Origin of the sequence: Arthrobacter sp. NPDC093128 (genome assembly GCF_040683875.1) — a bacterium.
Classification (GTDB): domain Bacteria; phylum Actinomycetota; class Actinomycetes; order Actinomycetales; family Micrococcaceae; genus Arthrobacter.
Window position 1 is genome coordinate 79137 of record NZ_JBFBEY010000018.1, and the last position, 21399, is coordinate 100535.

At 67.1% G+C, this 21399-nt stretch carries 21 protein-coding genes; 12 read left to right on the forward strand and 9 right to left on the reverse strand.

What is annotated here, in order from left to right:
* The first annotated feature begins 37 nt into the window (after window positions 1-37).
* The 6 genes from AB0N24_RS20090 to AB0N24_RS20115 all read left to right on the forward strand — a co-directional run bounded on the left by AB0N24_RS20090 (window position 38) and on the right by AB0N24_RS20115 (window position 5218).
* Window positions 38-973 (forward strand): LysR family transcriptional regulator, encoded by a 936-nt coding sequence (locus tag AB0N24_RS20090; protein WP_364128078.1) that lies wholly within the window; start codon window positions 38-40, stop codon window positions 971-973.
* Between the two features lie 162 nt (window positions 974-1135).
* A complete protein-coding gene (locus AB0N24_RS20095) occupies window positions 1136-1456 on the forward strand; it encodes a YciI family protein (RefSeq protein ID WP_364128081.1) in 321 nt (106 codons plus the stop codon).
* A gap of 12 nt (window positions 1457-1468) precedes the next feature.
* Window positions 1469-2572, forward strand: coding sequence for an alcohol dehydrogenase catalytic domain-containing protein (locus AB0N24_RS20100; RefSeq protein ID WP_364128083.1), 1104 nt, complete (start codon window positions 1469-1471; stop codon window positions 2570-2572).
* On the forward strand, window positions 2569-4254 hold the full coding sequence (locus tag AB0N24_RS20105; protein ID WP_364128086.1) for an FAD-dependent oxidoreductase: 1686 nt from the start codon (window positions 2569-2571) through the stop codon (window positions 4252-4254). The genes AB0N24_RS20100 and AB0N24_RS20105 overlap by 4 nt, the downstream gene beginning before the upstream one ends.
* Window positions 4255-4619: 365 nt before the next feature.
* Window positions 4620-4850, forward strand: coding sequence for a hypothetical protein (locus AB0N24_RS20110; protein ID WP_307052004.1), 231 nt, complete (start codon window positions 4620-4622; stop codon window positions 4848-4850).
* Between the two features lie 128 nt (window positions 4851-4978).
* Window positions 4979-5218 carry a hypothetical protein gene (locus AB0N24_RS20115; protein WP_364128090.1) on the forward strand — a complete coding sequence of 80 codons (240 nt, stop codon included), beginning with the start codon at window positions 4979-4981 and terminating at the stop codon, window positions 5216-5218.
* Between the two features lie 103 nt (window positions 5219-5321).
* Here the strand turns inward: AB0N24_RS20115 and AB0N24_RS20120 are convergent, their stop codons facing one another.
* Window positions 5322-5888 carry a type 1 glutamine amidotransferase domain-containing protein gene (locus tag AB0N24_RS20120; protein WP_364128093.1) on the reverse strand — a complete coding sequence of 189 codons (567 nt, stop codon included), beginning with the start codon at window positions 5886-5888 and terminating at the stop codon, window positions 5322-5324.
* Window positions 5889-6094: 206 nt separating this feature from the next.
* Between AB0N24_RS20120 and AB0N24_RS20125 the strand changes: the two genes are divergently transcribed.
* Window positions 6095-6583: a hypothetical protein gene (locus AB0N24_RS20125; RefSeq protein WP_364128096.1), complete on the forward strand. Its 489-nt coding sequence runs from the start codon at window positions 6095-6097 to the stop codon at window positions 6581-6583.
* A 102-nt stretch (window positions 6584-6685) separates the two neighbouring features.
* Here the strand turns inward: AB0N24_RS20125 and AB0N24_RS20130 are convergent, their stop codons facing one another.
* The 4 genes from AB0N24_RS20130 to AB0N24_RS20145 all read right to left on the reverse strand — a co-directional run bounded on the left by AB0N24_RS20130 (window position 6686) and on the right by AB0N24_RS20145 (window position 11440).
* A complete protein-coding gene (locus tag AB0N24_RS20130) occupies window positions 6686-7342 on the reverse strand; it encodes a response regulator transcription factor (RefSeq protein ID WP_364128099.1) in 657 nt (218 codons plus the stop codon).
* A complete protein-coding gene (locus AB0N24_RS20135; protein WP_364128102.1) occupies window positions 7339-9180 on the reverse strand; it encodes a histidine kinase in 1842 nt (613 codons plus the stop codon). The genes AB0N24_RS20130 and AB0N24_RS20135 overlap by 4 nt, the downstream gene beginning before the upstream one ends.
* 228 nt (window positions 9181-9408) lie before the next feature.
* Window positions 9409-10089: a response regulator transcription factor gene (locus tag AB0N24_RS20140; protein WP_364128105.1), complete on the reverse strand. Its 681-nt coding sequence runs from the start codon at window positions 10087-10089 to the stop codon at window positions 9409-9411.
* Entirely contained in the window at window positions 10082-11440 is a 1359-nt protein-coding gene (locus AB0N24_RS20145; protein ID WP_364128108.1) for a histidine kinase, read from the reverse strand. Before AB0N24_RS20145 ends, AB0N24_RS20140 begins: the two co-directional genes overlap by 8 nt.
* 244 nt (window positions 11441-11684) lie before the next feature.
* Here AB0N24_RS20145 and AB0N24_RS20150 point away from each other — a divergent pair, with 244 nt between their 5' ends.
* Together AB0N24_RS20150 and AB0N24_RS20155 are read left to right on the forward strand one after the other, a co-directional pair.
* Window positions 11685-12170 (forward strand): ATP-binding protein, encoded by a 486-nt coding sequence (locus AB0N24_RS20150; protein ID WP_364128110.1) that lies wholly within the window; start codon window positions 11685-11687, stop codon window positions 12168-12170.
* 90 nt (window positions 12171-12260) lie between these two features.
* Window positions 12261-13631 (forward strand): LssY C-terminal domain-containing protein, encoded by a 1371-nt coding sequence (locus AB0N24_RS20155; protein ID WP_364128113.1) that lies wholly within the window; start codon window positions 12261-12263, stop codon window positions 13629-13631.
* Between the two features lie 23 nt (window positions 13632-13654).
* Here the strand turns inward: AB0N24_RS20155 and AB0N24_RS20160 are convergent, their stop codons facing one another.
* On the reverse strand, window positions 13655-14587 hold the full coding sequence (locus tag AB0N24_RS20160) for a threonine/serine dehydratase (protein ID WP_364128116.1): 933 nt from the start codon (window positions 14585-14587) through the stop codon (window positions 13655-13657).
* A gap of 1 nt (window position 14588) precedes the next feature.
* Complete coding sequence (locus AB0N24_RS20165) at window positions 14589-15386, reverse strand: IclR family transcriptional regulator C-terminal domain-containing protein (protein WP_364128119.1); 798 nt, start codon at window positions 15384-15386, stop codon at window positions 14589-14591.
* A 271-nt stretch (window positions 15387-15657) separates the two neighbouring features.
* On the opposite strand from AB0N24_RS20165, the gene AB0N24_RS20170 reads away from it, so the two are divergent.
* On the forward strand, window positions 15658-16986 hold the full coding sequence (locus AB0N24_RS20170; RefSeq protein WP_364128122.1) for an MFS transporter: 1329 nt from the start codon (window positions 15658-15660) through the stop codon (window positions 16984-16986).
* A 45-nt stretch (window positions 16987-17031) separates the two neighbouring features.
* Here the strand turns inward: AB0N24_RS20170 and AB0N24_RS20175 are convergent, their stop codons facing one another.
* Both AB0N24_RS20175 and AB0N24_RS20180 read right to left on the reverse strand, forming a co-directional pair.
* Window positions 17032-17448, reverse strand: a complete 417-nt coding sequence (locus AB0N24_RS20175; RefSeq protein ID WP_364128124.1) for a hypothetical protein — start codon at window positions 17446-17448, stop codon at window positions 17032-17034.
* 111 nt (window positions 17449-17559) lie between these two features.
* Window positions 17560-19494: a primary-amine oxidase gene (locus tag AB0N24_RS20180; RefSeq protein ID WP_364128126.1), complete on the reverse strand. Its 1935-nt coding sequence runs from the start codon at window positions 19492-19494 to the stop codon at window positions 17560-17562.
* A gap of 122 nt (window positions 19495-19616) precedes the next feature.
* Between AB0N24_RS20180 and AB0N24_RS20185 the strand changes: the two genes are divergently transcribed.
* The gene (locus AB0N24_RS20185) at window positions 19617-20213 is read left to right on the forward strand and encodes a TetR/AcrR family transcriptional regulator (protein WP_364128128.1); all 597 of its coding nucleotides are present in this window, start codon (window positions 19617-19619) and stop codon (window positions 20211-20213) included.
* Window positions 20214-20428: 215 nt separating this feature from the next.
* Window positions 20429-21388, forward strand: coding sequence for a helix-turn-helix domain-containing protein (locus tag AB0N24_RS20190; RefSeq protein ID WP_364128131.1), 960 nt, complete (start codon window positions 20429-20431; stop codon window positions 21386-21388).
* Window positions 21389-21399: the final 11 nt, after the last annotated feature.

Consider the following 21399-nt stretch of genomic DNA (forward strand, 5'->3'; position numbering starts at 1 on the left):
TTGCCGTCTGCGCCGTTCCTGCCAATATAGCCTTGGCGTGACAACACCTGAGCAAGGAACCAGCGGGAGGAACGGCGTGGAGCTGCGGCAGATCGAGGCATTCCTGGCAGTGGCCGAGGAATTGCACTTTGGCCGCGCCGCCCACCGGCTCCGCATGGCTCAGTCGCCGCTGAGCCAGACCATCAAGAAGCTGGAGAAGAGCCTCGGCACTGCGCTCTTCGAACGCAACACCAGGGCCGTTTCGCTGACCACCGCCGGATTCGCTTTCCTGCCGCACGCCCGGAAGATCCTCGAGGAGTTCGACCTGGCACGGCGGGCTGCCACGGCGGACAGCGGGGAGGTCTATGGCCGGCTCAGCATCGGTTTCTCCGGGGCCCTGAACCACAAGACCCTTCCGCCGCTGACCAGGGCATTGCGCAACCGCTACCCCCGCCTGGAGCTGACGCTCACCGGCGGACTGCTCACCCAGGATGCCCTCGACCAGTTGCGCAACGGCTCCCTGGACCTGTCCTTCATCGGGCTTCCGGTGGACGCGCCCTCACTGGCCACCCGGAGCATCGCAGTGGAGCCGCTGGGTGCCATCTTGCCCGAAGACCACCCCCTCGCTGGCCGGGCCGCCATCAGCCTTGCCGAACTGGCAGTGGACGGATTCATCACCATGCCGGCCGCGCAGGGGTCCACCCTGCGGGAGGCCATCTTTTCGGCCTGCACGGCGGCCGGCTTCCGGCCCCGCGTGGTTCAGGAAGTCTCCGACCCCTACACCGCACTGTCCCTCGTGGCCGGCGGCGTGGGGGTTAGCCTCATGCCCGACTCAGTTGCCGGCATCATGCCGGGCGGCACAGTGTTCCTCCCGCTCTCGGGTGCGGCACCGCTGCTGGATTCGGGCATCGCGTGGAACCCCGCCCTCATCTCGCCGGCCTTGAAGCTGGCCCTGGAGCTCGCCGACACCGTCCTCCCAACGCCCGGACGCTGACGCCGCACCACCGCTGACTATGTGCCATTCGCACATAGTCATTGACCAAGTAAGTATTGGACTTGTCTCAATTCAAATTCCACCATGGGAGTGACATCAAACGTGTGACCGTCCTGCAAGAGGGCCGCCGCATCACCGCTCAATGAAGAGGAAACGTTCCCCATGGCAACTTTCGCCGTCACCTACACTTACGCCGACGCCACCGCCGCCGGCCGCGACGAGCACCGTCCGCGGCACGTTGAGTTCCTGAAGTCCCAGTACGACGGCGGCCGGCTGGTCACGAGCGGTCCGTTCGGCCCCGGCGAAACCCCCGGCGCCCTGCTGATCGTCAAGGGCGATTCCAAAACCGACGTCGAGGCCCTGATGAACCAGGACCCGTTCTACATCAACAACCTCGTCGAAATGCGGAACATCCGGCAATGGAACATCGTCTTTGGCGCCGAACCAGCCGGCGCTGACGCGGCCAACGCCGGCCGGAACTAAGGCGGCCGCACCATGCTGACCGCACGGACCGTCGCCAAGGAAACTATCCGCTACGAGGAGGTGGCCGAACCCGGCCTGGACGCGGGCCGCGCCCTGGTCCGCGTCCACAACGTCACCCTTTGCGGCACCGACCTGCACATCTGGGAGGACGACTACCCGGCCGGGCTCCCGGTGGTCCAGGGCCACGAGTTTTCCGGCGTGGTCGAAGCCATCGGCAACAACGCGTCCGGCGTCCGCGCCGGGGACAGGGTTGCCGTCAGCCCCATGACCTACTGCGGGGCGTGCCAGCCGTGCCGCTCGGGCCGGTTCAACGTCTGCCGGAACATCGGCTGCATTGGCTGCTATTCCGACGGCGCCCTGGTGGAACTGCTCAGTGTCCCGGTGGACAAACTGTGCCTGGTTCCCGATGGCCTGGACCTGGACCTCGCCGCCATGGCCGAACCGGCGTCGATCGCCATGCAGGCCGTCAACCGGGGCCGCCCTGTGGCAGGTGAAACCGCGCTGGTCCTGGGCAGCGGGCCCATCGGACTGCTCGCAACGCTCTACCTGACCGACCTGGGCGTGAACGTGGCCTGCGCGGACACCGAAGCTGACCGGCTCGAACTGGCAACGGCCTTCGGCGCAGTGGACACGCTGCTGGTGGACCCTGCCGCCGGTTTCCCGGATGCCGAACAGGCGGGGCGGCTGGATCAGCTCACCGGCGGTTACGGCCCCGGCCTTGTGCTCGAAGCCACCGGCGCACCGTCCTCGCTAGAGAACGCCATCCGGCTCGTGGCCAGCGCGGGCCGCATCGTCCAGGTGGGTATCTCGGCACGCTCGGCCACCGTGTCCATGAAGGACATTCCCTTCAAGGAACTGGACCTGATGGGCAGCCGCAACAGCCTCAACCTCATCCCGGACGGGCTGGGCCTCCTGGCCCGCCATCCGGACCAGGCCCGCGCCCTCCTGACCCACCGTTTCGCCTTCGAGGAGCTGCAGCAGGCGTACGGGCTGATGCGCAACCGCAGGAAGGTGGGCAAGATCCTCATCGAAATGCCGGCCGCCCGGGCCCGCGCCCGCCAGGGATTAATCAGCGAATCTGCCGTCGGATCAGCGCTTTCCGGAGCCTCGGCATGAGCAACGGCCCGAACGCGCACAGAGTCCTCACGCCGGTGGAGCAGCTGGTCGCCGCATATGACGTGGTGGTGGTGGGAAGCGGCGCCGCCGGCCTGGTGGCGGCAGTCCGCGCGGCCGACGCCGGGCTGAGCGTCCTGGTGGCCGAGAAAGCCGCCCAGCTGGGCGGCACCACCGCCGCAGGCGGCGGGGTGATGTGGGCTCCGAACAACCATCTGGCCGGTGGGGCCGGTTTCCGCGACAGCCACGACCGCGCCGTCGCTTACCTCACGGAGGCAGCCGGGCACGTCCTGTCAGCGAAAGAAATCGACTGGTACGTCCGCACCGCGCTGCGCGCCGTCGAATACCTGACCGGCAAAACCCGGGTGTCCATGACCCCGATCGCCCGCCCGGATTACCACCTGGAGTGGAACGGAGCAGCCGACGGCGGACGCGGCCTGGACAACAACGCCTTCGATCCGTCGGACTACCCGGGCCTGGCGGAGGCCATCCGGCCGTCGTCGTACTTTCCGCTCCTGACCATGACCGAACGGGACGGGCTCAACGGCCGTGCGGCCGATCCTGAACTGCTCGCCCGCAGGGCAGCCACCGGTGTCCGGACGATGGGCGGGGCCCTGGTGGGGCGGCTGCTGGCGAGCGCCCTGGACCGGGGCATCCACATCGCTGCCGAAGCACCTGCGGAGGACCTGGTACGCACCGATAGCGGCTGGACGGTGATTCTGGGAGGCGAGCCGACGCCGGGAGGTGCGCAGGACGGCGAGGGAACGAGACGCCCAACCCCCGCCGGCAGGAAAGTGGAGGCGGCCGCCGTCGTACTGGCCTCCGGAGGGTTCGAGTGGAATCCCCGCCTGCGCAAGGCCTTCCTTGCGTTTCCCGTGACGCCCATCAGTGCCCCATCAAACGAGGGCGACGGGCTGGAACTGGGCCTCAAGAACGGGGCGGCGGTGGCGGATATGACGGCCATCTGGGGCGTCCCGGTGATCTCCGCGCCCGGGCATCAGTACGACGGACGGCAGTCCGGCCGGATGGGCAATGTGGAGATGACCCTGCCGGGTTCCATCCTGGTGAACGCCGCCGGTAAGCGGTTCGTCAACGAGGCACTGAATTACCACGACGCCTGCCGCGTGTTCGCGTCCGTGGACCCGCACACGGGGCGGCAGCAGAACAACCCGGCATGGCTGGTGTTCGACTCCGCCTACCTGTCCAAGTACCCCGTGGCCGGCTCAACTCCCGGGTCACCGGCGGAATGGATGACCTCCGCCGGGTCCGTGGAGGATCTTGCCGGAAAGCTCAGGATGAGCCCGGCCGGGCTCAGGGACACCGTGGCGAGGTTCAACACGGATGCTGCCGCGGGCGTCGATACAGTGTTCCACCGCGGGGCAACTCCCCAGGACCGCTTCCTGGGCGATTCGGGCAACACCCCCAACCCCTGCTTGGCTCCCCTCGCCACCGGGCCGTTCTACGCAGCGCCGGTTTCGGCAGGGGTCCTTGGCACCTCAGGTGGCCTGGAAACCGACTTCGACGGACGGGTCCTGGACCGCCGCCGCCGGCCGATCCCCGGGCTGTACGCCGCGGGTAACGTCTCGGCCAGCGTGTTCCGTAACAACTACCCCGGCGGCGGCGCCACCCTGGGCTCGGCCATCACCCGCGCCTTCGCCGTGGGCGAGCACCTGGCGAAGCGCTAAGAGCACCGGACAACACCACGGCAAGGGGCCGACGGCGGGAATGACCGCCGTCGGCCCCTTGCTTTTTGCCCCAGACCGGCCCGGCAGTGTGACGCAGCGCACACAACAAATTCCACCGAAATGATTGCCATGCGGCCAGGCGGTCCGCCACACTAAGGGTGGATCCGCAGGAACGGCAAACGTTCCCGGTCCCTCCGCCGGACGCATCGCGCCGGCCCAGCCCCATCACAGAATGCCGGGCACCCTCACATCATTTCCAGCCTTAGCCGGCATTTCTTTGCCCTACCCGATTTCCCTTCCGGAAACAGCCCTCACCAAATCATCCTCAGACGCCCCTGACCCTTCACCGCGAGAGAGAGCACCCCATGATCAAGCACCACTCCGACATCCTCCTCGAGATCATTGCCCACGATCCCGCCACCATCGAAAACGACCTCAACAGCGCCGTGGACATCGCCCTCCGGCACGCCATGCAGGAGCGGCGCCACGGCGTACTGGTCACCCAGACCGGCTTCTCCACCTACACCGTCGCCGTGAGCCGCGACGTGCCCTACGGCGAAACCCGGGAACTGCGCCAATGGGCTTCGATGGCATAGGGACACGCGGGCCCGCACCTGTACGCACCTGCAGCCCCGCTGTAGCGTGGAACGGTAAGTCCGCCTAGAACGGGCCGGCGCTTTGAGCAGGCCGGACAGATCCGACACCGCAAGATCAGGAGCAGTCCATGAGCACGGAACACAACGAGCCCGAAGACATCGTGAGCGACGGAGTCGAAGACAAAACCAGCCCGCTGCCGAAGGACAAGCCGGCAGACCGGGCCTCCGGCCGCCACGCCGCCTCCGGACCCGCCGATAGCGGCCCCGCCGGCGCGGGCGGCACCAAACCCCCGGGACCGGCCGAGGAGCAGAACAGCGAAACCGGAGACAACCGGGGCCTCACCACGGAACCCAGCTCCAGCGACTGACCAGGGACCCGGAACTTAAGCAAAGGAGAGGGTCCCGACGGGGGCAATTTGCCGTCGTCGGGCCCCTCTCCTTTTTTGCGCGCTCCGATTTGGACGCGGCTGCTTAGGCCGTCTGGCCGGCGTGCTCGCCTTCTTCGATCTCTTCGAGCAGCTTGTCGTTGAACGCCTTGAGGTCACCGGGGTGCCTGCTGGTAACGAAGCCCTGGTCCACCACCACTTCCTCGTCACGCCAGTCCGCGCCTGCGTTCTTCAGGTCGGTCTGGAGCGTGTGGTACGAGGTCAGCTTGCGGCCGCGGACCACACCGGCGTCGATGAGGAGCCAGGGCCCATGGCAGATGGAGGCCACGGGCTTGTGCTGCTCAAAGAAGCTGCGGGCGAAGGCCTGGGCGTCCTTGTCCACGCGCAGGTGGTCGGCGTTGACCACTCCGCCGGGGATCACCAGTGCATGGAAATCGGAGGCGTTGGCCTCAGCCACGGTGATGTCGACGTCGAACTTCTCGCCCTTTTCGGTGCCGTCGTAGCCCTGCAGCTTCCCGGCCTTGGGCGCCACCAGGGTGGGCTCACCCCCGGCTTCCTTCACGGCGTTCCAGGGGCTGGTCAGCTCCACCTGCTCCACGCCGTCGGTCATCAGGAACGCCACCTTCTTGCCTGCAATGTTGTGCGCTGACATATGTCCTCCTCCTGCCGGATGCCTTACGGGTTTAACACTAGGAACCCCGGAAATAATAAGCAAGCTGATAATCCTGCTGCCCCGGACAAACAGTGCTAGCACGGAAGTCACGGACGGGACCCCGCGCGCACCATGGAAACACCGGACCAGGAGAGCACTCCGGAACCGGAAACCACCCACCCCAATAGGAGCAAGAAGTCATGTCCATGACCGCCGGAACAAAGAAGTCCCGTCCTTCCCGCGCGAAGATCGCCCTCGTCTCAGCAATGACGCTGGGACTTGCCGCAGGTGGTGTCGCCCTGGCCGCACCCGCCCAGGCCGCCACCACCAACTACGCCTGCCAAGTGGTGCCGCTGAAGCCCATCTTTGCGGGGTTCAACTCGTCCGGCACCAAACTGGTGGACTACCGGATCAACGTCTACTGCGCAGCCAACCGCTCCGTCTACATCGAGCAGCAGCGCTGGGAGAGCGACGACTGGCCCAACGGTGACGACCATCTCGGCAACTCGGCCTTCAGCCGCTACCTCGGCCCCGCCAACGGCTGGCACACCATCCACAATGTCCGCACCCTGACCAACACGGAGATCGGCAACGAGGAGGTTTACCACAAGGTCCGCCACCAGGAAGGTGCCAACGGTGTCTGGTCGCCGTTCACCGGCTGGACCGGCAGCGGCACCACCTCGATGTCCAACTAGCTCCGTCGAACTCGCAGGGTGTCCAACTAGCAGGATCTTCAGCTGGCCAGGTCCTGGCCAACCAACCGGCGGCAGCTCCCGAAAGGGGCTGCCGCCGGTTGGCTATTGCTGGCGCAGGTAGGTGAGCACGGCAAGGACCCGGCGGTGGTCCTCGGGTTCCGGCCGCAGCCCGAGCTTCAGGAAGATGCTCCTGATGTGGGCCTCCACCGTCCGCTCCCCCAGGAACAGGGTCTTGCCGATTGCCTGGTTGGTGCGCCCCTCGGCCATCAGCTCCAGGACATCCCGTTCCCGGCCGCTGAGCTCGTCCTCCCGCTGCCGGCCGTTGTGCGGCCGGGCCACCATGCGGGCCACCAGTTCCGGATCGACGGCGGTGCCGCCCGCCGCCACGCGGTGGAGGGCATCGATGAAGTCGTCGATGTCGGAGACCCGCTCCTTGAGCAGATAGCCGAGCCCTTTCGCTCCGTTCCCGAAGAGCGACATGGCATTTTCGGTCTCGACGTATTGGGACAGCAGCAGCACCCCCGTGCCGGGCTGGTCGCGCCGGATGGCCGTGGCGGCCTGGATGCCCTCGATGGTGAAGGTGGGCGGCATGCGGATGTCGACGACGGCGACATCCGGCCGCAGGGCGGCAACGCACTCCAGGAGTTCCTGGGCATCCGCGGCCTCGCAGACCACCTCCAGCCCTTCGGAACTGAGCAGGGCGGCAAGTCCCCGGCGGAGCAGCGCCGAGTCGTCCGCAAGGGCGACGCGCAGTGTCATGGCATGTCCTCCGTTGGATCTGCCGAGAACGGCAGCGTTGCGGCCACGGTGGTTCCGCGGCCTTCAGGGCTGGTGACCGCCAGGGAGCCGCCCAGTGCCGCGGCCCGGTCGGCCAGTCCCAGCAGGCCGCCGTCGGCGCCTGCGCTGGCCCCGCCGATCCCGTTGTCCGTGACGCGGAGGCCGAGCTCGGTTTCCGTGCCTTTTACGCCGATCAGCAGGGTGGAGGCTCGGGCGTGCTTGGCCGCATTGGTGACGGCCTCGGCGCAGATGAAATACGCCGCGAGTTCCACCTGCGGCGGAGGCCTCTGCGGCAGGTCGACTTCCAGCTGGATGGGCAGTGCGGAGCGCTCCGCGAGCGCCGTGAGCGAGCCGGCCAGGCCCCTTTCCCGCAGCGACGGCGGATAGACGCCCCTGGCCAGTTCACGCAGTTCGGCCAGGGCAACGGCAAGCCCGTCACTGGCGTGGTCCACCAGGTCCTTCATCTCCACGGGGCTCGCGGCACGCCGCGCCCTGGCCAGGTCCATGGACACGGCGACCAAACGCTGCTGCGCACCGTCGTGCAGGTCCCGTTCCAGCTCACGACGCCGGGCGTCCCCGGCGGTGACGATCCGTTCCCGGGAGCGGCGGACCTCGACCAGCTGGTCCCGCAGCTGCTGCTCCATGTTCTGGTTGTCCAGTGCCAGTGAGGTGGCGCTCCGAACCGCGGCCAGCAGCTGCGGCTGGTCCCTCAGGGCTTCGTCGAAGACTAGCGCCCCGACGGGCGTGCCGTTGCGTTCCAACACCATGGCTGCCCGCCCGGATCCGTCCTCCGGGACTGCGCGGGGCACGCCGTCGTCGTCCACGAACCCCGACAGCGCCGGCGACCACCGCCACAGGCTGAGGGTGGGGTCCCGGACCGATCTCCGCAGGGCGCGGATGAGCCGGTCGCTGACCGGCGCCATCCCGATTTCCACCATCAGATCGCTCAGCGCACCTCGGGCGAACCGGTAACGCCACAGGCCGAGCAGGACGGCGAGGGGGACGATGGCGGTCGCCGGATACTGCCAGAGCAGGGCCTCGTTGGAGAGTGAGCCGGTCAGCTGAACCACAGCAAGTGACACCCAGACGGTGGACGCCGTCTTGATGATTACAGCCAGCCACAGTGGCAGGAACGCGGCCCGATAGGCGGATGAACCGGACCGCCAGCGGGACACCAGGATTGCCACAATCGCCAGGCCCACGCCCACCTGGACAATCCTGGCCATGTCGCCGATGGCGTTGGTGAGCTGCGGGCTGTCCCACAGGAGCAGCAGGTTTTGGGACGTGGACTGCCCTGCGGCGATATGCAGCCGCGGATCAAAAAACGCCCAGCTGGCGGCCGCGACGACCACCCAGGCGGCAAAGAAGAAAATCACCGCACCGCGTTCCGCCCGCGAGCGAAGGACTCCCGACGGGAAGCTCAGGGCCAGCTGAAGCAGCGGCGGCTGGTACATCAGCGTCAGCCCCACTCCCACTGTAAACAGGACCGGATCGCTGGACCGCCGCACGCCGGCCGCCAGCCACAGCAGCCCGGCGACCACCAGGAGCAGACCGGGATTCCGGTTGGGCCGGGTCTGCCATGCCGTCACCCCCGCCAGCACGAAGGCCAGCCCCACCGCGATGAACAGAATGAGCTCGAAGACGGAGAAGGGCGCACGGTCAGGGTTTTCGCCCCAGCGGATAACGCCCTGGGCGTTGAGGACACCCAGTGTCCGGGCAGGATCCTGCAATGCCTCCGGCCGCCAGTCGATCGAGAGCAGCACCAGGGCCAGGACGCCCACGGTGGCAGATACTACAAGTACCAGTTGCTTGGGAGTCACGGTGCTTCCCTCCGCCAAGCTTAAGAATCCCACTTCGCCCAGTCTCCGGCCAGAGTTCGGAGCCATAGTCCGCCGCGGGCCCCCTAGGACGGTCCCTCAACTGCCGCGGGCATCCAGCTTCAGCACGCTACCGCAACGGTGACCATCCACCAGGGCGACAGGAGCAGCCAAGGCAGGGGCGATCCTAAGCCGCTGTGAATTGCGCCCAGTCGGGCAGTGGATGCTTTGCTACCCCAGCAGCCGCCGTTCGTAGGCGAAGGCAACCAGCTGGAGCCTGGTGCGGAGCCCCAGCTTGTCCAGCACGCTGCGCAGGTGCGTCTTAATGGTGGCCTCGGAGACGAACAGGCTGTCGGCCATCTCGGCGTTGGCCAGCCCTTTGGCCGCGAGCAGGAAGACGTCGCGTTCCCGCGCCGACAGCACCTCGAGGACGGAGAGGTCCGGCCCTGCGGAGGGCAACGTCCGCGCCGCATGCTGGAAAAGCTCATGGACGGAGCCGGGCGCGATGACTGAGTAGCCGGAGTGGACGGTACGGATGGCGGCGAGGAGGAATTCAGGTTCCGCGCTTTTGAGCAGGTATCCGCTGGCCCCGGCCTGGACGGCCTCCACCACCGCCTGGTCGCGGTTGAAGGTGGTCAGGGCGATGATCTTTGGCTTGTTCCCGCCCTCGGCATCCGCCTGCTGCAGGATGCGCTGTGTGGCGGTGACCCCGTCGAGCACAGGCATCCGCAGGTCCATCAGCATCACGTCAGGGTTCCGTTCCATCGCGAGCGCCACTGCCTCCTCGCCGTCGCCCGCTTCCCCCGAAAGCTCCATGTCCGCCTGGCTCTCGATGAGCATCCGGATTCCGGCACGGAAGAGGGGCTGGTCGTCCACGAGCGCCACCGAGATGCGCCCTGCGGTATCAGCCACGGACGGCCGCTTCCGGCCGGGCGTCTTCGAGTGGCGCCGCTTCCAGTTCCGCTGCTTCCGGCCCTGTGGCCTCCCGGCCGTCCGCTCCGACGGCGGCGTGCAGCCCGTAGGGCACGAATGCGGTGACCCGGAACTGCTCACCGTCCGGGCCCGCGGTCACCCAGCCTCCGGCCAGGTGCGCCCGTTCACGCATACCGGGTATACCCCGCCCCACCCGTTGGGCACCGTCCGCCTCTTCTGCGGTTCCCGACCCTGCGGCTCCCGACCCTGCGGCGGCCAGGGCGGACGCCACATGCAGCGCCAGCCCGGGGCCGGTCCAGTCAAAGTGCAGCCGCACAGCAGTACCGCGTCCGCCGTGCTTCAGTGCGTTGGTGAGGCACTCCTGGACGATGCGGAACACGGCCAGCTCCTGGCCGGCGGTCATCTCCACCGGAGTGCCCGATTCGCTGCGGTGGATCGCCAGGCTGCCCTGCCGCATCCTGTCGACCAGCGGGGCCACATCACTGAGCCGCGGCTGCGGCGCCACCATGCCGTCGTCGCGGACCCCTTCGATGACGCGTTGCGCGTCCACGAGGGCACCGCGGGCAGAGCTGGCAATATTTTCGAGGGCGCTGAGCACGGCCCTGGGCTGGTCCGAGCTCAGGTAGCGCGTGCCGTCGGCCTGCGCCGCGATGACTGCCAGGGAGTGGGCCAGGACATCATGAAGGTCCCGGGCAATGCGCGTCCGTTCCTGCTCCACGATGAGGTCGATTTCGGCTTCCTTCAGGCCCGCCTGGGCAATGTTCCGGGCGTGGAACAGGCTGCCGCGTTCCTGGTAGAGCGCCAACGCGAGTCCGACGGCGGAGCAGCCCGCGGCGATGAGCGTCAGGACGGAGAAGAGCTGCCAACCGTGGACCTGGAGGGCCACGCGGTCACCGCCGTACAGGGGGTAGAACCAGCCCACGCCGTAGCCGTACCGCCAGGAGATCATCAGGAACGTCATGGCCACGATAAAGGCCGCGTTGGCCGAAACGGCAATGATGACCGTCCGTTTGCCCGCGGTCCACAGGATGAACGCCAGGGCGATGAACGATCCGATGTAGATGGCCCAGTGGTTCGGATACATCGCCGGGATGACGTAGAGGAACTGGCCGGTCAGCAGGAGCGCCGTCAGGGCGAGGGATGCCATCGGCTGCCACACCGACACGGCGATGGTCAACGTCATCAGCGCCAGCGGGACAGTTCCCGGCCAGACGTTGAGTCCGGGCCACGGCCCCATCCTTCCTGCTTCGCCAACGCACCAGAGTGCGAAGAAAAGAACGGCCGCCACAGGGGCGCCCCAATGCCGCATTGATTTCAGAAGTGGTTCCATGCCTGTCACCCTATCCACGCGCCGCGGCGCACCGGCGTCAATGGCTGCCATTTCCGCCTGAGCTCAACCTCAAAGCCAGCAGATTCATCCTTCGGGCCAGCGCCCCGTGGAACTTGAGCCAATATTGCGTCAACCTCGCGGAGTCCCTGATTCTTTCGTTCCACCCTTGAGTCATAACATCCAGGCGGGAACCCAGCACCCGTGAGAAGAAAGCATCAGAGGCTGCAAGGAAGCAGGACTAGCCATGAAAAAGGCTCCAGCTGATAACGAGGTCACCGCGATCCACGGTGTCATCACCGATCAGAGTCCGGTGGATTTCCACGCCCTCGGGCTCGCCGGCTGCATAGACCGGCTCGCCGCCCCGCTCCGGGAGCAGGGGACCTCGGTCCGGTGGGAGACCCCGCACCACGGCATCGAGATACCGGCCGGCAGTGCCGAGCTGCTCTACCACGTTGCCCAGGAAGCCCTCAGCAACGCACTCAAATACGCGGGCGCCACCGAACTGACCGTCCGGCTCGCTGCAGTGCACCACGGCATCCGGCTGATCGTGGCCGACAACGGCACCGGGTTTGACCGCAACGACCACACCGGCAATCACACCGGCAACCGGCCGCAGGGTTTCGGACTGCTCCTGATGTCCATCGCGGTCCACGAAGCCGGCGGCACCGTAAACGTCGACGCAGCCCCCGGCAAGGGCACCTGCGTCACGGTCACGCTTCCGCTGGACTAACCACACGATTCTCTGGGGGGATCACAATGCATCTCAGCCCGGGCCGCTGCGCCCACGGAACCAACTACCGGCTCCAGTATCATTTTGCTCATGACCAGGCCTGCGGTGAAGGTCCCTGTCGCGGGCGTATCGCGCACCGCACTGGATACCGTATGGGACAGGATCTTCTTCCTGGTCGGTGGTGTCGCCGCCGTCTGGTTGACCTATCTTCTCGTTGAGCTCAGCTTCCAGTGGGGCTGGGGCCAGATCTGGTTCACGTTCATCTTCTGGGCGATGCTCGCCTACCTCGTACTACCCCGGCTCCACTCGATCCTGACCCGCGTGTACGTGCCCGATTACTTCATCGGGCGCGCCCGCACCAGCGACGGCCTGCTCGGGGATCCCGTCAACGTTGCCCTGCTCGGTTCCGAAGGACAGCTCCACCGGGTCATGCGACTGGCGGGCTGGACCGTCGCCGATGACGTGACCCTGGCCAGCAGCTGGAGGATCATCACGTCCACGGTCCTGCGCCGCAGCTACCTCGAGGCCCCGGTCAGCCCCCTCTTCCTGTTCGGCCGCCAGCAGGACTTCGCGTACCAGCAGGAAGTGGACGGAAGCCCCGGCAAGCGGCACCACGTCCGCTTCTGGCACTGCCCGCCCGGCTGGCTGCTCCCCGGCGGGGTGGCCGTGGACTGGCTGGCCGCCGGTACGTACGACCGCAGCGTCGGCTTCTCGCTGTTCACGCTTCAGATCACGCACAAGATCGACGAACACACGGACGACGAGCGCGACCATATCGTCAGGTCCGTTTCCGACGCCGACCCGTCGGCTGCCGTCCGGGTGATCCGGGACTTCTCCACCGGCTACCACACCCGCAACGGCGGCGGCGATGAAATTGCCACCGATGGCGACCTTCCCATCGTTGACCTGCGCGGAACACCGGCGCCCGGTGTGGCCGTTCCCCGGCTCCCGAGCGACAGCCGGAACAGGCGCCCCGCCCCCACCATCATCGGCGCCGCCCTCGTCGCCGGCCGCGCACTGGCGGCGGCCGCCCTCGCCATGTCCTTCGTGCTGTTCCCCGAAGAGCACCTGGAACCGCTCCTTCAGCCCGCTGGCGGCTCCGGCAATGGCTCCGGCTCCGGACTAACCGCGGACCAGGCGCAGCTGGTGCTCTACGCCGGCCTGGCCGTGGTGGTGCTCTTTGCGCTCGCCGAACTGCTGCTGGCCTGGCTCGTTTTCCTGGGACGGAACTGGGCGCGCACGCTCACCATGGCCGTGAGCACCGTCGCGATCGGCCTGCAGGTCATCGATGTGGCGAACGGCGGTCCCGGCATCACGCTGCAGACCAACCTCCCCGGCCTCACACTGGACATCCTGCTCATCCTCGCCCTCTCCAGCCAGCGGTCCCGCGTCTATGCCCGCCGGGACCGCAAGGAACCAAAGCGGATCTCGGCCCGGCCCGGAGGCCGCGCAGCGATCTGATCGCTGAGGTTTGGCTTGAAAAATCAGACGGTGGACGGGTCCGTATTGGCGCCGCACAGGATCACGGCAACGCGTTCACCGTCCGCCGGGACGTAGGCCCCCGAGGTCAGGGCGGCAAAGGCGGCCGCCGCGCCGTGCTCCACGATCATCCGGTAGTCGGACCACAGCTGCGAGCGCGCGGCGACAATCTCGTCGTCGGACACCAGCACGCTCTTCACCCCGGTCCTGACCGCGACGTCAAAGCCGATCTGTCCGATCCGCCGTGCCCCGAGTGAGTCGGCGGCGACGCCGGCGACGGCAACATCCACCGGCTCCCCCGCCTTCAGCGCGGCGTGGAGCGTGGGAGCCGCGGCGGGCTCCACGCCCACCACATTGGCCAGGCCTTCGACGGCGGCCGCGATCCCGGCCATCAGTCCCCCGCCGCCCACAGCCACCAGCACGGTGTCCACGCCGCCCAGCTGTTCCAGGAGTTCCGAACCGACGGTGCCGGCACCTGCGGCGATCTCCGGCTGGTCGTAGGCGTGGCAGTACACGGCGCCGGTTTCAGCCGCATACGCGATGGCGGCGTCATAGGCGACGGCGTATTCAGCGCCCCGCTGGATGACGGTTGCCCCGGATTCCCGGAGCTTCTTCACCTTCATTGCGGGGGCGGTCTCGGGGACAAAGACGGCAGCCGGCACTCCGGCCCGGGCCGCGGCATACGCGTTGGCGAGGCCGGCGTTGCCGCCGGAGGCCACCACGATGCCCACGTCGTCCTTCAGCTCGCCCCGCTCGCGGCAGGCAAGCACGCGGTTGAAGGCACCCCGGGCCTTGAATGTTCCGGTGTGCTGCATGAACTCGCACTTCAGCCAGACGTCCCCCGGAAAGGTGCCCCGGTCCGCTTCAATGACGGGCGTGCGGCGCACCAGCCCCGCAATCCTGGCAGCGGCTTCATCGACGTCGGTGCGTGTGATCATTTCATCCCCGGGTTGAAGTGTTGTGTGGTTCGGTGGCGCGGCCGCCGTAATCGTGGCCGATCTGCCGCGCGGCGTCCTGCAGGAGCGGAACGACTGTTTTTTCGATCGCGTCCGCGGGGGCCCGGTGGGTCTGCAGGGACACATTGACGGCGGCGACGACGTCGTGGCCGCGCCAGACCGGGACGGCGACGCCGCGGAGGCCTTCCTCCAGCTCCTGTGAAACCATGGACCATCCCCTGGCCCGGGCCTGTTCCACTTCGGCCTGCAGCTGGTCGAGGGTTCCGATCGAGCGCTCGGTGAACCGCTGCAACTGGACGGAATCGAAGTATGTTCGCAGCTCGGCGTCGGACAGCGCACCCAGCAGCACCCGTCCCATGGACGTGGCCCAGGCCGGGAACCTGGTGCCCACGCTGATGGAGACACTCAGGAGCCGTGGTGACGGGACGCACGCGACATAGACGACGTCGGTGCCGTCGAGGATACACAGCGACGTTGTCTCGTTGAGGTCCGCAGCAAGGGACTTGAGGTGCGGCTCCGCGATCCTTGGGAGAGCCAGGTTTGCCAGGAAGGACTGCCCGATGTCCAGCGACCTGGGCGTCAGCTCGAAGTGGGCGCCGTCGGCGCGAAGGTAGCCGAGGTCCGTCAGCGTCAGGAGGAACCTCCGCGCGGAGGCCCTGGTCATGTCCGACTTCGCGGCGACCCGGGAGACAGTCAGGCGGGGTTCGTCCGGGGTGAAGGACCGTAGTACGTCAAAGGTCTTCTCCACCGACTTCACGAAGTACGCGGCTTGCTCCGCCATGGAATCGCTTGCCCTCCCTGAAGCTCATGTCCGGCACCAGCGGGCGCTTGGCCGCAGGCTTATTCCGATCATATCCGGATAACCCGCAGCGCAATCTCCATGGCGGCACCCCTCAGTTGGGGAGAAGCAGCCGGGAGCCATTGTGAGGCACCCCACTGTGCGGTACCCTATTCATTAGTCGCATATCGCACAGCTGTTCGTAATGCGTACAAATCAAAAATCGCATCCATGCACCGGAGCAACCGTCTTTCAGTGTGGAAGGACCATCAGAATGACCAATCTTGCAACCACGGCCGAGACCGCAGAGGCGCAGCGCAAGCTCAAGCGCGCCAAGAAGGCCGCGCTGGCCGCATTCCTCGGCGGCGCCCTTGAGTACTACGACTTCTTCATCTACGCCACGGCAGCATCGCTGATTTTTTCGAAGATCTTCTTCCCGTCGGGTGACGCCACCGTCGCGCTGCTCGCCTCGTTCGCGACCTTCGGCGTGGCCTATGTGGCCCGTCCCTTTGGCGCAGTCTTCTTTGGCCACCTCGGCGACAAGATCGGCCGCAAAGCGACCCTGGTTCTCACCCTCGTTCTGATGGGTGCGGCCACGTTCCTGATCGGTGTCCTTCCTGACTTCAACACCGCCGGCTACTGGGCGCCCGCCCTGCTGGTGCTGCTCCGCCTCATGCAGGGCCTCTCGGCAGGCGCTGAAACCGCGGGAGCCTCGGCCTTGACCACGGAGGAAGCCCCCACCGGCCGCCGCGGTTTCTTTGCCAGCTTCGCCATGAGCGGTATTTCCTTCGGCATCGTGCTGGCCTCCCTGGCCTTCCTGCCGGTGGCCGCCATGAATGAGGCGGACCGGCTCGCATGGGGCTGGCGCATCCCGTTCTGGCTCTCCGTCATCGTGCTCTTCGTTGCCTATATGGTCCGCCGTTCGCTCGAGGAACCCGAGGTCTTCGAGGAGAAGCACGATCACGGCGAACTGGTGAAGCTGCCTTTCGCCAAGATGTTCAAGACCCACCCGGCCCAGTTCTTCCAGGTGGCCCTGATGTCCTTCGAAACCGTCACCAACACCTTTATGCAATCCTTCGGACTGGCTTACGCCGTCTCCGTCGGCGTCCCCGCCTCCACCATGCTCTGGGTCAGCATCCTCGGTAACGTGATAGCCATCGCCACGCAGCCCCTCATGGCGGCACTGTCGGATAAGTTCGGCCGCCGGCCGGTCTTCATCACCGGCGTCATCGGCTCCGGCGCGATGATCTTTGTGTACTTCTCGGTCATCTCCACCGGCAACATCCCGATGATCTTCGTCGCCAGCACCCTGATCACCGCCGGCACCTATGCCATGTCCAACGCGATCTACCCTGCCTGGTTCTCGGAGCTCTTCAACGTCAAGGTCCGCTACTCCGGCATGGCCATCGGGCTGCAGGTGGGCATCCTCTGCGCCGGTTTCACGCCGCTTCTGGGAACCGCCCTGGTGGGCGCCACCAAGGCCAACTGGGGTCCGGCGGCCTGGATTGTGGCGGCGTCCTCGCTGCTGGCGGTCGCCGGCGCACTGTGGGCCCGCGAAACCCACAAGACACCGCTGCGTGAACTGGGCAACCCCGTCCGCTAAAGCATCGGTGGCTGGGCCTGCCGAAACCCTCGGACCTCGGCAAGCTCAGCCGCCGGACACGCGCCGCAGCCGGGCCAACAGCGTCGCGGCGAGCAGCGCCGTCGTAATTTCCAGGGCGATGACGGCCAGCAGCCCGCCAGCGGCAGAACCCGCCGCGGATCCGGCAGCCGCTGCCGCCGGCAGGGCGGCGTGGCTGTGGCCGGCCGCCCCGCTGCCGGAACCTGCGCCGTAACCGGAACCACCGCCCAGCAGCAGGGAGGCGTGCAGCACCGTCATCGCCAGCCCGCACGCCATCACCTGCCGCAGGGAACCCACACGGCCCTCGCGCCAGATGTGCACCGCACACGGCAGGCAGACGCCCACCATGGCGAGCATCAGCAGGTTCAGCCAGGGCCCGTGGTGGTTGCCCGCAGCGAGCCAGAGGTGCACCAGGCAGGATGCTGCGGTGGCCGCGCCAACCATCCGCGGATGAAAGGCGGGCCGCGGATGGCCGGCCGGAATTGGCCGCAAACGCGGCCCAGGGACGCGGCCGGCGGCGCGGTCCCATCCCCGCAGGGCTGTCATGACGTGGGCCTAGCCGTGGCAGTGTCCGCCGGCGGCAGGCTGTGAACCCGCCGGCACGTCCAGCACGGGGCTGCGGTCGAAAAAACCTTCCGGGCGGAGCTTGAAGCCGACCGTGTCCACCGGCATGATGGGCCAGTCCTCGATCCGGGGGAAGTGCGTCAGCCCGAAGGTGTGCCAGACCACGATGTCCTGGCCGTCAATCTCGCGGTCCTGGGCGATGTACGCCGGCAGGCCGGCCCCGCCGGAATGCTGGTTCACAAAATCCCCCGTGGGGTAGCGCTCGTCCTCCGCGAACCGGGTGACCCACAGGTCCTTGGTGGCGAACGCCGCCCGGCGGGCAATCGAGGACTCCGGATCCGCGAGCAGCGTGGGCTGGTTCTGGGCATGCAGCTTGTAGCCCACGGGTTCGCCCAGCCGGTTGCGCGAGTCCGGGTTGGAAATGATCCAGGTCCGGCCAGTGCGGGCATCGGCCTCGCGGACGCCGTCGGACTCCCGGGCCAGGACAGTCCGCTTCCGGGAGAACGCGTTGCCGCGCTCGTTTCCCTCACCCATGGCCTGCCGGACCACGTCCTCCTCCTCAACCCTGTTGGTGAAGCCGTCGATGGCCATGTCCAGCCGGGCGCTGAAGAGGTGCTGATGGAACGGCGCGCCCAGCCCCGGGGCGAGCTGGGAAATGTTGGCCGAGCCGCCTTCCGGGAAGGCACTGGTGAACACGACGCCGGTGGCTTTGGCCTCGAATTCAATGGTGCCGTCGAGGTAGAGGTACCAGTAGAAGCCGTAGTCGTAGTTGCCGATGGTGGTGAAGAAGGAGATCACCAGCCGGCGGTTGCGGCGGGTGTAGGTGATGCCGGACCAGAGGTCGCTGTGCTTGGCCAGGATGCCCCAGTCCTCCTCGTGCATGCAGATCCCGTTGCGGATTTCGCGCGGGTTGCCGAACGCGTCGCTGATCACCGGACTGAGGTAGGTGATCTCGCCGAGGCAGTCGCAGCCCAGTTCGAGCGAGTTGGCGTACTGGCCCACCAGGTATTCGCCGGTGTCGAAGTAGTTCTGCCAGGACCGGATCGGGGACGGGTCTCCATAGGGAACCACCATCTCGGCGATGGAGGCCCGGTTGACGACGGGGCGCTTCCGTTCCCCGTCCTGGAAGGCGAGGTTGTGCAGCACCACGCCCTCGCGGACGTCGAAGCCGACGTCGACGCTCCACTTTTCCCATTCCACGTGGTTGCCGCCGGTGACCGTAAAGCTGGGCCCTTCGGGCTGGGTGATGCTGATGGGCTTCTGCGTGGTCCGCAGCGGGCCGGTAAGTTCCGGATCGGTGTAGTTGCCGTGCTCTGCGGGAACCGGGACGGCCCCCAGGTCCAGGACCTGCGTGACTTCCTTGCTGACGACGTCCACGTACGCCACGAGGCCGTCCACCGGATGCGCCCAGGCGCTGTCCTCGGGAAACTCCTGCACAAAGGCCAGTCCGCGGAGGATGCGGCGGCCCTTCTCCCCGGGGTATTCGAAGACGCCGGCGGACAGCGGCGCGACGCGGACCTTGCCGACGTCCAGCCCGCGGTCCGCGAGGGCCTTGAGCCAGCGTTCGTCGGACGCCAGGAGTTCCTCGACGACTTCAAATTCCTCTTCCAGGACGGGCAGTTCGCCCGTGGCGGCGGTGTCGAGTTCGACGGCGGAGGTCACCGCGCCGCTCGTGGCGGAGACAGTTACGTCGAGGGGACGCCCGCCGGACACATCGTGGATGAACACCCGGAAGCGCCGGTCCTCCGCATCCGCCGCCGCGCCCCGGGCCGGGTCCAGCAGGCCGAGGTAGGCGATCCGCTTCTCCGGCCCAAGCAGTCCCCCCGCCCGGAGAATGCCCTGGACCTCGGTGATTTCGGCACCCGTCGCCAGACTGAACGGGGTGAGGCGGTACGGCGTGAGCGTGTCAGTTATGGAGGGTGTCATGACGGCCTTTTGTCCGGGACCTTGGCAGGTCGGATTTTTATTTTCTATAGTTGTAGAGAATAAACCGTCCGTAAGATGGATCACAAGGGTTCGACACAAAATAGTTCCGGGGGAGCGCCAGCGTGCCAAAGATTGTTGACCATGACGAGCGACGCCTGGAGCTGGTCGATGCAACCTGGCGGATCATCGCCAGGCTGGGCATCGAGGGCGCCACCATGCGGGAGATCGCCCTGGAGGCCGGCTTCGCCAACGGCGCCCTGAAGCCGTACTTCCCGACCAAGGACACCCTGTTGACGTTCGCGTTCGGGCATGTCTTCAACCGGACCAACGAACGCATCCGGGAAGTGACCGAGGGCAAGGCCGGGATTCCGGCGCTGAAGGCGTTTTGCATTGAGGTGCTGCCGCTGGATTCCGAGCGCGTCAATGAAGCGCGGATCGTCGTTCCGTTCTGGCAAAAAGCCATCAACGATCCCGGGAAGGCCGCCATCCACCGCGAGTCCATGGAGCAGTGGCACGCCTCCATCCTGGGATACCTGGCCGAGGCCAGGGAGCACGGGACCGTCAGCGCCGCCGTCGACGACTCCGCCGTCGCCGGCCACCTGCTGAACATGCTGCTCGGCGCGCAGATTGCCGCCGCCCTCGCCCCCGAGGGCCGGGCGGATCCGGGCCTGGCCGCCCAGCTGGACGCCTTCCTGACCCTGCTGTCTCCCTCACGCTAAGCCCCGCACCCTTGAGTTTTTGTCCACTTGGAGGGACTTGAAGCCCGCCTAACTCCCTCCAAGTGGACAAAAACTCGAGGGAGGGAAGTTTTTTTCGCCATGTGTCGAAAAAAGAATGACACCGCGGAAGTTCGGCGCTAACCTGAAATGACTGTGTCGCAGGACACAGCCTTGGGGGACAACTTACAGATGGCCGACCGGCGTCAGGAACATCCATGTCTGCAACTACCGCCCGCCCCGCGGGCCAGGACCTCACCTCCAGCGTGGCCACGTCGTTTGACCACTGGCGGCACCTCGTGGCGGAGTCCTTTGTGCCGCTGGCGGCGGAAACCGACCACCCGGACGCCTTCCGCGGCCGCATGCGGTCCCGCGTGCTGGACCGCATGGCAATCGTGGAGGTCTCGGCCACGTCCCACAGCGTCCACCGCACACCGGCCCTGCTGGCGCAGTCCGACCAGCGCTATTTCAAGCTCAATCTCCAGCTGGAAGGCACCGGCCTCCTCATCCAGGACAACCGCGAGGCTGTGCTGCGCCCCGGCGACCTCGCCATCTACGACACGAACCGGCCGTACACGCTCGCCTTCGAAGAGCAGGCGCGGATGATGGTGGTGATGTTCCCCCACGACGCACTGACGCTCCCGCCGGACTACGTGGGCCAGCTTTCCGCGGTCTGCCTGGCCGGCGGCAGTGGCCTGACCGGCATCGTTGGCCCGTTCATTGCCCAGCTCGCGGCCAACCCCGAGCTGCTCAGCGGCCCCAGCGGGTCCCGGCTGGCCGCCAACGCCCTTGATCTTGTCTCAACGATGCTTCACTCGGAACTGGACATGGCGGCGGACACCATGAAGCCCCAGGTGCTGCTGGCCACGTCGGTCCGCGAATACATCGAGGCCAACCTGGCGGATCCGCAGCTGTCACCGGCCAGCATTGCGGCGGCACACTTCATCTCCACGCGGCATCTGCACAATGTCTTCCATGAATCCGGCGCCACCGTGGCCAGCTGGATCCGGAGCCAGCGGCTCGAACGCATCCGGCGCGACCTGAGGGACCCGCTGCACACGGGCGCGTCCGTCGGTGCCGTCGCCGCCCGCTGGGGATTCCTGGACGCGGCGCATTTCAGCCGCTCCTTCCGGGACGCTTTCGGCGAATCCCCCAGCGACTGGCGGCGCGGCGCCTAGCCTGCGTCAGG